Source organism: Inquilinus sp., assembly GCF_057815775.1.
In genome coordinates, this window is sequence record NZ_JBYRFX010000674.1 from 1 (window position 1) to 13979 (window position 13979).

The 13979-nt window shown below is 64.9% G+C and carries 16 protein-coding genes; 7 read left to right on the forward strand and 9 right to left on the reverse strand.

The window, feature by feature from the left end; translation table 11 throughout:
* Together AC3XYG_RS23415 and AC3XYG_RS23420 are read left to right on the forward strand one after the other, a co-directional pair.
* Positions 1–799 (forward strand): carbohydrate ABC transporter permease (locus tag AC3XYG_RS23415; RefSeq protein WP_489142275.1); only part of this gene is annotated, 799 nt, incomplete at its 5' end.
* A 34-nt stretch (positions 800–833) separates the two neighbouring features.
* Positions 834–2153, forward strand: coding sequence for an alpha-glucosidase/alpha-galactosidase (locus tag AC3XYG_RS23420; RefSeq protein WP_489142276.1), 1320 nt, complete (start codon positions 834–836; stop codon positions 2151–2153).
* Between the two features lie 192 nt (positions 2154–2345).
* Here the strand turns inward: AC3XYG_RS23420 and AC3XYG_RS23425 are convergent, their stop codons facing one another.
* Complete coding sequence (locus tag AC3XYG_RS23425; RefSeq protein ID WP_489142277.1) at positions 2346–3482, reverse strand: porin; 1137 nt, start codon at positions 3480–3482, stop codon at positions 2346–2348.
* Between the two features lie 178 nt (positions 3483–3660).
* Between AC3XYG_RS23425 and AC3XYG_RS23430 the strand changes: the two genes are divergently transcribed.
* Both AC3XYG_RS23430 and AC3XYG_RS23435 read left to right on the forward strand, forming a co-directional pair.
* On the forward strand, positions 3661–3978 hold the full coding sequence (locus AC3XYG_RS23430) for a hypothetical protein (protein ID WP_489142278.1): 318 nt from the start codon (positions 3661–3663) through the stop codon (positions 3976–3978).
* A gap of 366 nt (positions 3979–4344) precedes the next feature.
* Positions 4345–5079, forward strand: a complete 735-nt coding sequence (locus AC3XYG_RS23435) for an alpha/beta fold hydrolase (RefSeq protein WP_489142279.1) — start codon at positions 4345–4347, stop codon at positions 5077–5079.
* A gap of 21 nt (positions 5080–5100) precedes the next feature.
* Here AC3XYG_RS23435 and AC3XYG_RS23440 read toward each other — a convergent pair whose 3' ends face one another.
* The 8 genes from AC3XYG_RS23440 to AC3XYG_RS23475 form a co-directional block, all read right to left on the reverse strand.
* Positions 5101–5376: an HU family DNA-binding protein gene (locus AC3XYG_RS23440; RefSeq protein ID WP_489142280.1), complete on the reverse strand. Its 276-nt coding sequence runs from the start codon at positions 5374–5376 to the stop codon at positions 5101–5103.
* A gap of 102 nt (positions 5377–5478) precedes the next feature.
* Positions 5479–6270 carry a hypothetical protein gene (locus tag AC3XYG_RS23445; RefSeq protein ID WP_489142281.1) on the reverse strand — a complete coding sequence of 264 codons (792 nt, stop codon included), beginning with the start codon at positions 6268–6270 and terminating at the stop codon, positions 5479–5481.
* A gap of 53 nt (positions 6271–6323) precedes the next feature.
* Positions 6324–6536, reverse strand: a complete 213-nt coding sequence (locus AC3XYG_RS23450) for a type II toxin-antitoxin system HicB family antitoxin (protein ID WP_489142282.1) — start codon at positions 6534–6536, stop codon at positions 6324–6326.
* Between the two features lie 10 nt (positions 6537–6546).
* Entirely contained in the window at positions 6547–6786 is a 240-nt protein-coding gene (locus tag AC3XYG_RS23455; protein WP_489142283.1) for a hypothetical protein, read from the reverse strand.
* Between the two features lie 35 nt (positions 6787–6821).
* A complete protein-coding gene (locus AC3XYG_RS23460) occupies positions 6822–10535 on the reverse strand; it encodes a vitamin B12-dependent ribonucleotide reductase (protein WP_489142284.1) in 3714 nt (1237 codons plus the stop codon).
* Between the two features lie 485 nt (positions 10536–11020).
* Positions 11021–11485 (reverse strand): GNAT family N-acetyltransferase, encoded by a 465-nt coding sequence (locus tag AC3XYG_RS23465; RefSeq protein ID WP_489142285.1) that lies wholly within the window; start codon positions 11483–11485, stop codon positions 11021–11023.
* 58 nt (positions 11486–11543) lie between these two features.
* Positions 11544–12143, reverse strand: a complete 600-nt coding sequence (locus tag AC3XYG_RS23470; RefSeq protein WP_489142286.1) for an ASCH domain-containing protein — start codon at positions 12141–12143, stop codon at positions 11544–11546.
* Positions 12143–12577, reverse strand: a complete 435-nt coding sequence (locus AC3XYG_RS23475; RefSeq protein ID WP_489142287.1) for a bleomycin resistance protein — start codon at positions 12575–12577, stop codon at positions 12143–12145. Before AC3XYG_RS23475 ends, AC3XYG_RS23470 begins: the two co-directional genes overlap by 1 nt.
* Positions 12578–12716: 139 nt before the next feature.
* Between AC3XYG_RS23475 and AC3XYG_RS23480 the strand changes: the two genes are divergently transcribed.
* From AC3XYG_RS23480 to AC3XYG_RS23490, 3 genes are all read left to right on the forward strand, one after another.
* Entirely contained in the window at positions 12717–13175 is a 459-nt protein-coding gene (locus AC3XYG_RS23480; protein WP_489142288.1) for a plastocyanin/azurin family copper-binding protein, read from the forward strand.
* 104 nt (positions 13176–13279) lie between these two features.
* Positions 13280–13831, forward strand: coding sequence for a sigma-70 family RNA polymerase sigma factor (locus tag AC3XYG_RS23485; RefSeq protein ID WP_489142289.1), 552 nt, complete (start codon positions 13280–13282; stop codon positions 13829–13831).
* Between the two features lie 32 nt (positions 13832–13863).
* Positions 13864–13979 (forward strand): anti-sigma factor family protein (locus AC3XYG_RS23490; protein ID WP_489142290.1); only part of this gene is annotated, 116 nt, incomplete at its 3' end.

A 13979-nucleotide genomic window follows, 5' to 3' on the forward strand; every position in this document is an offset into this window, starting at 1 on the left:
CGCCCTGGTCTATGTCGTGCTGATCGCCGGCGCCATCATCATGGTCGGGCCCTTCGCCTGGATGCTGTCGACGTCGCTGAAGCTGCCGGCCGACCAGTTCAGCCGCGGCCTGGTCCCGCCGGCCGCGACGCTGCAGAACTACGCGACGATGTGGCGGATCATCCCGTTCGACGGCCTGTTGTGGAACAGCCTGAAGGTGGCCGCGATCTCGACGCTCGGCCAGCTGCTGACCTGCTCGATGGGCGCCTTCGTCTTCGCCGTGGTCCGCTTTCCCGGCCGGCAGGTGCTGTTCGTGGCCCTGCTGGTGACGCTGATGATCCCGGCGCAGATGGCGGCGATCCCGCAATTCGTGATCTTCAAATTCCTCGGCCTGTACGGCACCCAGGCCCCCCTGTACCTGCCCAGCTTCCTCGGCGGCGCCTTCGGCTGCTTCCTGCTGCGCCAGTACTTCCTGACCATCCCGATCGAGCTGGCGGAGGCCGCCCGCATGGATGGCGCGTCGCTGCTGACGATCTGGTGGTGGATCTATCTGCCGCTGGCGCGACCGGCGCTGGCCGCCCTGGCGATCTTCGCCTTCCTGTCCTCCTGGAACGACCTGTTCAGCGCGCTGATCTACCTGCCCAGCGACCTGGACAAGACGACGCTGCCGGTCGGGCTGGCCCTGATGCAGCAGCAATACGCGGCGCAATGGACGGTGATGATGGCGGCCGTCCTGGTCAGCATCGCGCCGATCCTGATCGCCTTCACCCTGGCCCAGAAGCATTTCATCGAAGGCATGGCGCTGTCCGGCCTGAAATAGCCCTTCCCATACCGTTTCCACGAAAGACGAGTTCATGGCCAAGATCTGCCTCATCGGTGCCGGCAGCACCGTCTTCGCCAAGTCGATCATCGGCGACATCCTCAGCCAGCCGGACCTTGCCGACAGTGTCGTCGCACTGCACGACATCGATGGCGAACGGCTGAAGACCTCCGCCACCGTCGCCCGCCGCATCGGCGCCGCGCTGGGGCTGGACGGGCTGCGGGTCGAAGCCACGCTCGACCGGCGCAGGGCGATGGCCGGGGCCGATTTCGTGATCCTGATGATGCAGGTCGGCGGCTACCGCCCGGCGACCGTGACCGATTTCGAGATCCCGAAGCGCTATGGCCTGCGCCAGACCATCGGCGACACGCTGGGCATCGGCGGCATCTTCCGCGGCCTGCGCACCATCCCGGTGCTGCTGGAAATCTGCGAGGACATGCGCGCGGTGTGCCCGAATGCGCTGCTGATGAACTACGTCAACCCGATGGCGATGAACTGCTGGGCGATCGCAGAGGCGGCGCCGGACATCCGCTCGGTCGGCCTGTGCCACAGCGTGCAGGAGACCTCGTCCGACATGGCGCGCTGGCTGGGCGAGACGCCGGAAAACCTCGACTACCTCTGCGCCGGCATCAACCACGTCGCCTATTTTCTGAAGTTCGAGAAACGCCTGGCGAATGGCGGGCGTGAGGATCTGTATCCCCGGCTGAAGGCCCTAGCCGAGAGCGGCCAGGTGCCGGCGGAAGAGGCGGTGCGCTTCGACATGCTGCGCCGGACCGGGCATTTCGTCACCGAATCCAGCGTCCATTTCGCCGAATACAATCCATGGTTCATCAAGGCCGGCCGCGACGACCTGCTGGCCCAGTACCAGGTGCCGCTGGACGAATATCCGCGCCGCTGCGAGGCGCTGATCGGGGAATGGCACGCGCTGCGCGCCGGGCTGGAGGTGGATGAGGCGCCGATCGCGGTGCATCGCAGCAACGAATATGCCGCCGGCATCGTCCACGCCATGGTCACCGGCCGACACAACCTGATCTACGGCAATGTCCGCAATGACGGGCTGATCGCCGATCTACCGGCGGCGGCGGTGGTCGAGGTGCCGTGCCATGTCGACCGCAACGGCGTCCAGCCGATCCGGGTCGGGCGCATCCCCGGCCATCTCGCCGGGATCATGCGGCTCAGCATCAACGTGCAGCAGATGGTGGTCGAGGCGGCGCTGACCGGCCGCAAGGATGCCATCCGCCACGCCGCGATGCTGGACCCGCACACCGCGGCTGAGCTGTCGCTCGACGAGATCTGGCATCTGGTCGACGACATGATCGAAGCCCATGGCGACCTGCTGCCACAATACCACTGAGCCGGAAGCCGAAACCCCGGCCCTGGATCAGGGCCGGGGCCGGGGATCTTAGAGACGGTTTGGAAATGCGCTGGTGTGAGACGGCTGGTGGTGGTTTCGAGAGCCGGCGCGCAGCGGACGTTGGACCGTGAGCACCGGAAGCACAGAAACCGCCATCAGACGGCCGCACCAGTAGCATTTACAAACGGTCTCTCAGAAGCCGAGGACGATGCCGGTGAGCAGCACGGTGTTATCGAAATCCGCGCCCTGGCGGAACGACGCGGTCTCGTAGCTCAGCTCGGCATAGGAGTTCAGGCCCGGGGCGATGGTGTAGACCAGGGTGGCGGCGGCGATGTGGTTGGCCTTGAGGTCGGACCGGCCGGCGTCGCCATGGTCGTCATCGCCCGTCAGGCCGTTGCCCTTCTGCGCGGTGGTGTAGGCGTAGCCGAGACCGGCCTCGAAGTCGCCGAACTGCCAGGCCAGGCTGGCCGCGATGGTGTCGATCGCCTTGCGGCTGTTGTAGAGGCTGTCGTAGTGCACCCAATTGACGCTGCCGGTGACGCCGTCGGAGCCGATCTGGGTCCCCAGGCTGTAGGCCTTGACGTCGTGGTTGCCGCTGACGCCGTTGCCGGTGGTGGCGGTGCCGGAGACCAGAACCGAGACGCCGTCTATATCGGTGGTGTAATTCGCCCCGCCGCTGACGACGTTCTCATACAGCGTGGTGTCGTCATTGGTCAGGTCCGACACCCCGCCCGGGCCAGCATGGCTGGCGTCGCTGCCGACCACTGGCGTGAAGTCGACGGCAAAGGAAAAGCCGCCAAGGGTCGGCGACGTATACTTGACCTTGGTGTCCTGGTTGCCGAGGCCGGAGATGTAGGTCGGGTCGAGCGAGAAGAAATGGCCGCCGCCATACTGGTAGTCGCGGTCGAGATTGTCGCCGAAGCTGGCGCCCAGGCCCATCTCCGAGACCACGGCGTCATGGGCGAAGACATAGCCGTAATCGCCGGCCACGGCATCCGCGTCGCCCACGGTGACGATGCCGAAATCGCCGGACAGGTAGATGTAGGTGTGGTCGACGGTGACGCCATCCTTGCGGTTGGCGTTGTCGAACCGCACGCGGGCGCCGTATTCCAGGCCGCTGTCGGTCACGTTCTTGACGTCGAACTGTAGCCGGCCGTTGGAGCGGAAATCATAGTCCCGGTCGTGCGAGCCGGGGCCCGACTGGCTCAAGACCAGCGCGGCCTCGAAGCCGACGAAACCGGAGACCTTCACCGCCAGCTCGGCCGCGGCGGGGCCCGTCATCGCCGCGGAGGCCAGCATCGCGCCGGCCAGCGCGGCGGGTGCCTGCATCCTCATTGTTTCTCCCCCTGTCTGGACCCGATTGCGGGCCGTTGATGGGTTCACCCCATGTCGGTCCACTGTGAGGCGGGGAATCCCGGAAGTCTTCCGTGCTTTGGTATGCATTTCCCGGAAAACCAGCGCCCGGTTTCGGCGGCGTGATTTCGGGGCTGAGGCGGGTACACCGGTGATGCAGCAGCATGACGACATTACCGGAAGGCATTTGCTTCAGGGCCGGAATCGCAGCAAAGCCATGAGCAGATTTCGTCCATCCAGAGGTTGCATCATGTCCGAGCCGGATCTTTCCGACCTTCTCCGCCTTCTCCGTCGGATCGACGACAAGGTCGAAAATTTTGAGGGGGAGATCCGGGAACTGAAGACCCGTATCATCCGCATCGAGAACGATGTCGAGAAGGTGCAGGGCCATCTGGACCAGCACACCAACCGGCTGGAAGAGCGGCTGGGCCGGATCGACCGCCGTCTTGGGATTGTCGAGACCGATCTCTGAAGGTCCGCCGGGTCTCCGACGTCCCACGGGCCCGGTCGTATATCCCGATCGGGACCCGGACGACCTTACGGTTTTTACATGGCCCCAGGCTTGACGGGGGGTGACCGCCGGTCGCCCACGGCATCGCCGGGCTCGCCCTTCATCTTGCGCAACCGAGCGCCTAGACAAGCATCTCTCAGGATTGGCCGCACTGCGGTCGTGAGCGGATGCCGGGTCTCTCAATCGTCCCAAATATCGGTTGGCAAAATGCAAAGAGCTGCACGCCTGGGTGCGTTGATGTTACTTCCGGCCTTCGCGATCGGGTTTTCGCCGGTCGCCGAGGCGGGACTTCGATATGCGGCGGGCGACCTGAAGCGATCGGAGCAGGTGCAGGCCGCACCCGACAGCGGCGAGGAGCGCCTGTTCGATCTGCCGCTGCGGGGTGGCGGGCATCAGCGCATCCTCTATGTGTCGCCGGCACACCCGCGCGCGACGCTCGTCATGCTGCCCGGTGGATCGGGCGATGTCGGGCTGGAGCGGGATGGCGACATCCGGCACGACAACAATTTCGTGGTCCGCACCCGGTCGCTGTGGGTCGACCGGGGCTTTGCCGTCCTGATCCCCGACACGGTGGACCGCGCCAATCTGCGGGGCGAACGCAGCTCCGCGGACTATGCCGCGCTGGTCGATGCGCTGGCCGCCTTCGCCCACGCCCAGGCCCCGGCGCCGGTGTTCCTGCTCGGAACCAGCCAGGGCTCGATCGCTGCCATGAACGGGGCGGCCCATGCGGCGCCCGGCTCGATTGCCGGCGTCATCCTCACGGAATCGGTCTCGCGCCTGGGCGGCAGCCACGAGACGGTGTTCGATGCCGACCCGGGGGATGTGCGCGTCCCCGCCCTTGTCGTCGCCAACCGCGACGATCGCTGCGACGTTGCCCCGCCGGAGGAGGCGCCGCATATCGCGGCGGCGATGACACGGTCGCCGGATGCGCGGGTCCTCTCCGTCAGCGGCGGCATCACGAAGTCGCACAGCCCCTGCGGGTCACTCACGCCGCACGGCTACTATGGCATCGAGGCAGGCGTCGTTCAGGACATCGCCCAATGGATCGACGCCCACCTCTGACCGGATCAGGCGGCGCGCGCCTCAGCCATTGATGGCGTCCTTCACGGCCTTGGCCGGGGCGAAGGCCAGCTTCTTGGAGGCGGCGATCTTGATGGTCTCGCCGGTCGCGGGGTTGCGGCCTTCGCGCTCCGGCCGATCGGCGACCTTGAACTTGCCGAAGCCGGGGATCGCGGTCTCGCCGCCCTTGGCGGCATCGGCAACGATCGACGCGAACACCGCCTCGACAATCTGCTTGGCCTGGGCCTTGGTCAGCTTGCCAGTGGTGGCGACGTGATCGATCAGTTCGGCGCTGTTCATGACTGCAACCCTCCGGAAGGCCCCGATGGTGGGGCGGGATCGGCTATGATGGTCGAGGGCAGCTTGGCATGTTTAGATTACGCCAAGTGCCGCATGGCAATCTTAGAATGGAATATCTTCTAAGTCGTCCGATTCTTTGTTTTCGTTAGAGTCGTTGTATTTTCTGTCAATTTCTAAAAGTTTATCCTTATTCTTTATTATCCAATCTAGCCCGTATTCAGAGAGTTGAATATTTCTATATTCATCACCTTCGTGAACCAAATCTATATATTGGGCAAAATTACTCTTTATAAGACTATGCATCGCAATTGAGATGCCTAATTTCGAGTATCCAACCTTTAGCATATCTTTTTGAATTACATAAGGAGATGCGCTGTCGCCAGGAATCGGGCAATTGATCATAATTGTCGTTAGGACGCCTATTTCGTCGCTCGACAGTCCGCCATCATAAACAATATTACTTTTTATTTCTTCTATCTTGTGAATTTTTTGCTCTTTTTCGATGATGGACGAGATGCTATTCGAAATCTCATCCTCAAGTTTCTGATAATTACTTCTAGACTCTAGGGAGTATTTGATGATTTTTCGATGTTGTACGTCAAAAGGAAATTTCTCCCGACTCTGTGAGCAAATTAAACATACTCCTTTTCGAAGTGCTAGAGCAAACCCAAGTTCGTACCAAACGTTCGGATTATTTTCGGTTATGTCTGCAATACAAACAGATGATTCTTCAATATTCCGTTCAATACTTTCAATTAATATAGTCGAAGACGAATCTTCATCCACGCGATAGGGATAAAGTCCAGATTTCTGTACGGCCGGAACAATTATTTCTTGATATTGAAGATCATATTTTCCGCTATCAAAAGGCTGAATAATAAAACATTTCCTCATCCCGGTCTCCAAAGGCAAGTAACGATATTATTTTTTGACCTTCCTTGCTTGAGCTAGGCGGCTTGAGATGGCTCTGGCACTGGTCGGCCCTGCTCCTCGGCAGCTTCGATCCAGCTGGCGATTGCATCAAGGATGTTGGTTACTGCCTCCTGCGGCGTCTCGCCGTCGGACATGCAGCCCGGCAAATCGGGCGCTTCCGCAAGGAAGCCGCCGCCATCCTCCTGGGCCAGCGGACGCACCGTGAGCAGGTAGTCGGTCGGCTTCACACCGAATCCCTCAAAGCCTCGGACTGTCGATAAGCTCGATCAGCTTCTTAATATAGATCGGCTTGATCGGTCTGCGAACCGGGATCGTCAGGATTTCTGGCCGATTGAGGGCCGAAATTTTGGCATGGCTGCCGCGAGTGGGCATAGAAAAGTCGAGACCGTTGTGTCGACACACAGCCTCGACATCATCGATGCGCCAGTCACGTGGATTGGCGCGCATGGATTCAAGAAGCTTATCCGTACGCGCCATCGGCTTTTAGAACCCTCGTACTTTCTTCGGCTTGCTCAGCTGCAGCCGGTCGTGCCGCCGCAGGTTTCGCATTTCAGGCAGGTGCCGTTCCGCACCAGGGTCATGTTCTGGCATTCGGGGCAAGGGTCGCCCTCATAGCCCTTGGCCCTGGCTTCGCGGATCTTGGCCAGCCGGACATCCGCCGTGCTGCCCAGCACCGCGGCGCGCAGCTTGGCCGGTTCCGGCGCCAGGGCGGTCGCGCCCTCGGTGCTGAAGGCGGTCGCCGCCTCCGTCACCAGCTCCTGCATCTCGGTCATCCGGGCCACCGCGACATCGCGGACGTTGCCGCCCTCGAACACCCGGAAATTGCCGCGGACGAAGCCGGTGGAGGCGACCTTGCGGATCGGCGCCGTTTCAGCCGTGGCCGGGGTCTTGCCGTCGTCCCGGGTCACACCCTTGCCGACCGTGTCCGGCGTCAGGTCTTCCGGCGTGGCATGGGCCAGGTCGCTGCGGTCGAGGTAGGAGACCGCGAGCTCGCGGAAGATGTAGTCGATGATCGACGTCGCCATCTTGATGGCGTCGTTGCCCTGCACCGGGCCCGAGGGCTCGAACCGGGTGAAGGTGAAGGCCTCGACGAACTCTTCCAGCGGCACGCCGTTTTGCAGGCCGATCGAGATGGCGATGGCGAAGTTGTTCATCAGGCTGCGGAAGGCGGCGCCTTCCTTGTGCATGTCGATGAAGATCTCGCCCAGCTTGCCGTCATCGTATTCGCCGGTGCGCAGATAGACCTTGTGGCCGCCGACGATCGCCTTCTGGGTGTAGCCCTTGCGGCGGTGGGGCAGCTTGCCGCGGATGCCGGTCTTCTCGACGATCCGCTCGATCACCCGCTCGACGATCCGCTCCGCCACCATCGGTGCGCGGGCGCCGGCCGGGGCCTCGAGGATGCGCTCGACCAGGCTCTCTTCCTCATCCTCGGCATCGTCGTCGAGCAGGGCGGAGTTCAGCGGCTGGCTCAGCTTCGAGCCGTCGCGGTACAGCGCGTTGGCCTTGAGGCAGAGCTGCCAGGACAGCAGGTAGGCGTCCTTGCAGTCTTCCACCGTCGCCGCATTCGGCATGTTGATGGTCTTGGAGATCGCGCCCGAGATGAAGGGCTGCGCCGCCGCCATCATGCGAATGTGGCTGTCGACCGACAGGAAGCGCTTGCCGATGCGGCCGCAGGGATTGGCGCAATCGAACACCGCCAGATGCTCGTCCTGCAACTGCGGCGCGCCCTCCAGGGTCATGGCGCCGCAGCAGAAGGTGTTCGCCGCCTCGATCTCCGATTTGGAGAACCCGAGATGGGACAGCAGGTCGAAGGACATGTCGTCCAGCGCCGATGCCGGCACGCCCAGGGTCCCGGTCAGGAACTCATCGCCCAGGCTGTAGCGGTTGAACACGAACTTGATGTCGAAGGCGGCCTTGGTGCCAAGCTCGATCGCGTCGATGGCGGCCTGGGTGAAACCCTTGGCCTTCAGCGCGGCGTGGCCGATCGCGGGCGAGTTCTCCAGCGTGCCATGGCCGACGGCGTAGCGGATGATGGCGTCGATCTGGACGTCGTCATAGCCCAGGGTGCGCAGCGCCTCCGGCACCACCCGGTTGATGATCTTGAAGTAGCCACCGCCGGCCAGCTTCTTGAACTTCACCAGGGCGAAGTCGGGCTCGATGCCGGTGGTGTCGCAATCCATCACCAGGCCGATCGTGCCGGTCGGCGCAATCACCGTCGCCTGGGCGTTGCGGTAGCCATGGGCTTCGCCGAGGCCGAGGGCGCGGTCCCAGGCGCGGCGGGCCGCTGACACCAGATCCTGGTCCGGGCAGCCATCGGCCTCCAGCGGCACCGGGCTGATGCTCAGTCCCTCATAGCCCCCGGCCTCGCCATAGGCGGCGCGGCGATGGTTGCGGATCACCCGCAGCATGTGGTCGGCGTTCTTGGCATAGCCGGGGAAGGGGCCGATGCACTTGGCCATCTCGGCCGAGGTGGCGTAGGCGACGCCGGTCATCAGCGCGGTGATGGCGCCGCCGATGCCGCGGCCATCCTCGCTGTCATAGGGGATGCCCGCCGCCATCAACAGGCCGCCGATATTGGCGTAGCCCAGGCCGAGGGTGCGGAACTCATAGGACAGGCGCGCGATCTCCCGGCTCGGGAACTGCGCCATCATCACCGCGATCTCGAGCGTGATGGTCCACAGCCGGCAGCCATGCTCGAAGGCCGATACGTCGAAGGACGCGTCCGCCCGGCGGAACGTCATCAGGTTCAAGGACGCCAGGTTGCAGGCCGTGTCGTCCAGGAACATGTATTCCGAGCACGGGTTCGACGCATTGATCCGCCCCGAGTCCGGGCAGGTGTGCCACTCGTTGATGGTGGTGTCGAACTGCAGCCCCGGATCGGCCGAGGCCCAGGCGGCATGGCCGATCTTTTCCCACAGATCGCGGGCCTTGAGCGTCTTGGAGACCTTACCGTCGATGCGGCGGATCAGCTTCCAGTCGCCATCCTGCTGCACCGCTTCCAGGAAGGTGTTGGTCAGGCGGACCGAGTTGTTCGAGTTCTGGCCGGACACAGTGAGGTAGGCGTCCGAATCCCAGTCGGTGTCGTAGACCTTGAAGTCGAGGCCGGTGTAGCCCTGGCGTGCGAAGTGGATGACGCGCTGGACATAATTCTCCGGCAGCATCGCCTTGCGGGCACCGATGATGGCGCGCTTCAGCGCCTTGTTCTGCTTCGGGTCGAAGCGGTCCCCCGTCTCGGCGTCGGAGACGCCGTGGCACGCCTCCATCACCTCGTTCAGATGCTTGCGGGCGAGCTTCGAGCCGGCGACCAGGGCCGCGACCTTCTGCTCCTCCACCACCTTCCAGTCGATATAGGTCTCGATGTCGGGGTGGTCGATGTCGACCGTCACCATCTTGGCGGCGCGGCGGGTGGTGCCGCCCGACTTGATGGCGCCGGCGGCACGGTCGCCGATCTTCAGGAAGCTCATCAGGCCGGAAGAGCGGCCGCCGCCGGACAGGCGCTCGCCCTCGCCGCGCAGCTTGGAGAAATTCGAGCCGGTGCCGGAGCCATATTTGAACAGCCGGGCCTCGCGGACCCAGAGGTCCATGATGCCGCCCTCATTGACGAGGTCGTCGGCCACCGACTGGATGAAACAGGCATGCGGCTGCGGCCGCTCATAGGCGCTGTCGGACAAGCGCGGCTCGCCGGTCTTGTCGTCGACATACCAGTGGCCCTGGGCCGGGCCATCGATGCCATAGGCCCAGTGCAGGCCGGTGTTGAACCATTGCGGGCTGTTCGGCGCGGCCATCTGCTGCGCCAGCATGAAGCGCATCTCGTCGAAATAGGTGCGGGCGTCATCGGCCGAATCGAACAGGCCGCCCTTCCAGCCCCAATAGGCCCAGGTGCCGGCCAGGCGGTCGAACACCTGGGTGGCGGTGCGCTCGGCACCGACGCGCTCGGCTTCGGGCAACTCGGCCAGGGCCTTCTCATCGGGGACGCTGCGCCACAGGAAGTCCGGCACGCCCTTCTCACGGACGCGCTTCAGCCGGGCGGGGATGCCGGCTTTGCGGAAGTACTTCTGGGCCAGGATGTCGGACGCGACCTGGCTCCAATCCGCCGGGACCTCGATGTCGGTCTGGCGGAAGACGACCGAGCCGTCCGGATTGCGGATCTCGCTCGTCGCCGACCGGAACTCGATCCCGTCATAGGCGTCGTGCCCTTCGGCCGTGAAACGCCGCTCGATCCGCATAGCCCCCGTCTCCTTCTGCTTGCCGCCCCTGGACTATCGCCCTGGGAGGCGACCCCCGCCTGATGCCCAGCGGGGACCGCAATCCCCGCGCCGAAACTCACCGGCGACTCCGCGTCGGCGGACCGCCACAAGTCAGTCAAGGAACCGTCATCATAAGTCAAAAACAAGTATTGAAATTCAGTTTTTTGCGTGGCCTGTGGATAACCCAGTGGATAGACCAGTGAATACCCAGTGAAGAACCTGTGGTTACTTCCGGTGAGCCGCGGAAATCCTGGGCTCTCCGGGACCGGACCGACCTCGCTCCGAGTGAATCGCCACGACTCCGATGCTTGTGGCTACCCCTACCCGTGGACGGCTCAGCGCGCCCAGGCCCCACATATTGTGTCAGTTCGGGGACGCGTGCAAGCGTCCAGTTGCGGGGCTCAGGGTCATTCCGCATGCGGATTCGGCATGGGAATCACGGAGTTGGGCGGAAACCCTCAGATTCAGGAAAAGCCTAGCAACAGGTCCGGCAGCCCCTCGTCATTGTCGGAACCATCGCCTTCACTGAGAATCAGGGCGCCATGCGACCGGTAGAAGGCGAGGGCGCGGGCGTTGTGGGCGAAGCAGTAGAAGCGCAGGGCCGGGCTTTCGTGCCGGGCCCAGGCCAACAGCGCCGTGCCGATGCCGCGGCGGTGATGATCGGGATGGATGTAGAGCTGGTCGAGCCAGCCATTGTGGAGTGCGGCATAGCCCACCGGCGCGCCGCCGCGGCTGGCGATCGTCACCTGCGACCGGGTGATGGTGTGCAGCAGGAAGCGGCGAATCGCGGTGCGGCTGTGCAGGTTGGGGATGTCGGCGGATTCCCGCGCCCGCCGGTGGATCGCCGCCAGCACGCCGGCATCCGCCGCCGTCGCCGGCCGCAGCCTGAATCCGGATGTCCCGTCCTCGTGAGCGCTGGCGTCGTGCACGCGGTCCCGCCGATTCCGTCCGAAGAGGACGCGACCATGGGGGCGCGGTCCGGGAGCGTCAAGACGGCAAGCCCGATGGTCGGCCGAGTCGGTCCAGCAGGGCGCGGCCACGCGGCGACAGGCGGTAGCCGACCTCCAGGCTTTCGGTCAGGCCGAGCGCCTTCAGCTTGCGGATATCGGTCTTGAAGGGCTGGGTCTCGCGGCCTTGGCTGGCCGCCAGATCCGCGGCGCGGTCGCCGGGACGGTCGCCGATCAGCCGCAGCGCCGCCGCGGTCCAGGGCCCGTGCCGGCTGGCCTGGTCCAGCCGGTCCAGGCGCCGGCACAGCTCCGTCAGATCCGCGGCTGAAAGATCGTCCTGCCGGCGCAGCGCCAGCCGGGGGTCGTCGCCCTGTAGCCGGAAGCCGATGCGGTACAGGGCGCCATCCGGCATCGCCGTCAGCTCCGCCAGCAGGGCGTCGCGCGACTCGAAGCCGGCCCGCTGCGCCTCCGCCGCAGTGATCTGCCCGGCGTCCACCATGTCCACCGCCTCGATCGCCAGCACCCCGGCCGGGGTGGTCAGGGTGCCGCCGGCCCGCACCGTCGGCCTGCGCCAGCGGCGGAAGGCGAGGCTGACGGTGCCGGCGGCGATCCGGTCCAGGATCGGGCGCTTGAACAGCATCAGCCGTTGCCCTCCGGCGCCGGCCGCGAGCCGAGATCCTGGAAGAAGCGCAGCAGATAGCCATCGGAGTCGCGCACCACGAACTGGCGATGGCCGAGCAGGGTATCGCCGCGGCGATACCAGCGCTCTTCCAGCGGCAGCTGCATCGGCGCGTCGCTCGCCAGCACTGCGTCGTGTAGGGCGTCGATCTCCGCCACCTCGATCTGGAAATTGACACCCCGGCCATAGGGCGGCTCCAGCGGCCCGGCCAGCCAGGTGCGGTCCGGGTCGGCCGGCTGTTCCAGCATCAAAGCGGCGCCGTCGCGGTCGAGAAAGACGAAGCGCTCTTCCGGCCGGTCGTATCGCACCATGAAGCCGAGCACGCCGGTGTAGAAGCCGCGGCTGCGGCCGATATCCGAGACATACAGCTCGGGCACGAGCTTGGGCGAAGCCATGGCGGCCCTCGGCAGGAGAATAGGGCGGCCAGCCTAGCCGAACGCCGGGTCCGATCCAGCCTGTGATCGAAAGGCGGGAATAAACCGCGACGTGCCGTGATCTTCCCATCGGACGACCTCGTCCTGACAGGAGAGCGGCATGGCCGGCGATGACGAGACCGAAGGGGAAGGCGGCAGGGACCGCCGCGGCGCGCTGCAGTGCACGGCCTGGGCCGGCACCGGGGTGCTGTGGAGCCTGAGCGGCGGCGTGCCGCACGCGCTCAGCCTGGTCGGGGATGCGCTGGCGGCGACGCCGCACGGTTTCACCTGTCTGCAGGATGGCGGCCCGGCCACAGCCGCCGCGCCGCCGCTGGTCACGATCATGATCGACCACTTCACCTTCGGCCCGGACATGGTGCAGATCCCGGCCGGCACCACCGTGACCTGGACCAATAGCGATGACATCCCGCACAGAATCCTGGCGGCGGACAGGGCGTTCCATTCGCCGCCGCTCGACACCGGCGACAGCTTCAGCCGGACCTTCGCGGTCCCGGGCACGATCGAATATATCTGCGGCCTGCAGCCGCACATGACCGGCCGGATCGTCGTGACACCGTGAACTGTCTCAATCTCATCAGGCCGCTCGACGCCGTGATCGGGCGGGAGGATGCTGCACCCAGGAGCAGGCCGCGCGGTGCGGCCCATCCTGTTGGAGACACGACCATGCGCGGCAGGGATGCGGCGAGGCGGTTCCGGGACACCGTCCTGCCCTGCCTGGATGACGCCTATATGCTGGCCCGTTACCTCACCCGGAACGCCACCGATGCGGATGATCTGGTGCAGGAGGCCTATGCCCGGGCCCTGCGCTATTTCGACGGCTTCGGCGGCGGCGACCCGCGGCCCTGGCTGCTGGCGATCCTGCGCAACTGCTTCTATGCCTCGCTGCGGGCGCGGCGGGCGCAGTTGGGCGAGGCGCTGCCCGACCCGGACGACGCTGCGGCAGAGCCCGAGACCGATCCCTGGGGCCAGGCGCCGGAGGACCCGGAGGCGGCGCTGATCCGAATCAACGAGGCCTCGGCGGTTCGCGCCCTGGTCGAGGCGCTGCCGGAGCCGTTCCGCGAAGTGCTGGTGCTGCGCGAGATGAACGACCTGTCCTATCAGGAGATCGCCGAGGTGATCGAGGTGCCGATCGGCACCGTGATGTCGCGGCTGGCGCGGGCGCGGCTGCTGATCAAGCGCGGCTGGCTTGCCCACCAGGCGGAGGAGAAGCGATGAGCTGCCCGGACAAATCAGTGCTGCTGCACGGCATGCTCGACGGCGAACTCGACGTGGTCGGCGCGCTGGCCTTCGAGGCCCATCTGAAGGAATGCCCGGCCTGCGCAGCCGAGTATAAGCGTCAGCAGGAGATCCGGGCGGCGCTGCG

Coding starts and splice junctions, on each gene's coding strand:
- AC3XYG_RS23440 (WP_489142280.1), bottom strand. CDS start 5,376: ATGAACAGCGCCGAACTGATCGATCACGTCGCCACCACTGGCAAGCTG.
- AC3XYG_RS23455 (WP_489142283.1), bottom strand. CDS start 6,786: ATGGCGCGTACGGATAAGCTTCTTGAATCCATGCGCGCCAATCCACGT.
- AC3XYG_RS23475 (WP_489142287.1), bottom strand. CDS start 12,577: ATGGCTTCGCCCAAGCTCGTGCCCGAGCTGTATGTCTCGGATATCGGC.
- AC3XYG_RS23425 (WP_489142277.1), bottom strand. CDS start 3,482: ATGCAGGCACCCGCCGCGCTGGCCGGCGCGATGCTGGCCTCCGCGGCG.
- AC3XYG_RS23485 (WP_489142289.1), top strand. CDS start 13,280: ATGCGCGGCAGGGATGCGGCGAGGCGGTTCCGGGACACCGTCCTGCCC.
- AC3XYG_RS23480 (WP_489142288.1), top strand. CDS start 12,717: ATGGCCGGCGATGACGAGACCGAAGGGGAAGGCGGCAGGGACCGCCGC.
- AC3XYG_RS23470 (WP_489142286.1), bottom strand. CDS start 12,143: ATGCTGTTCAAGCGCCCGATCCTGGACCGGATCGCCGCCGGCACCGTC.
- AC3XYG_RS23445 (WP_489142281.1), bottom strand. CDS start 6,270: ATGAGGAAATGTTTTATTATTCAGCCTTTTGATAGCGGAAAATATGAT.
- AC3XYG_RS23460 (WP_489142284.1), bottom strand. CDS start 10,535: ATGCGGATCGAGCGGCGTTTCACGGCCGAAGGGCACGACGCCTATGAC.
- AC3XYG_RS23430 (WP_489142278.1), top strand. CDS start 3,661: ATGCAGCAGCATGACGACATTACCGGAAGGCATTTGCTTCAGGGCCGG.
- AC3XYG_RS23420 (WP_489142276.1), top strand. CDS start 834: ATGGCCAAGATCTGCCTCATCGGTGCCGGCAGCACCGTCTTCGCCAAG.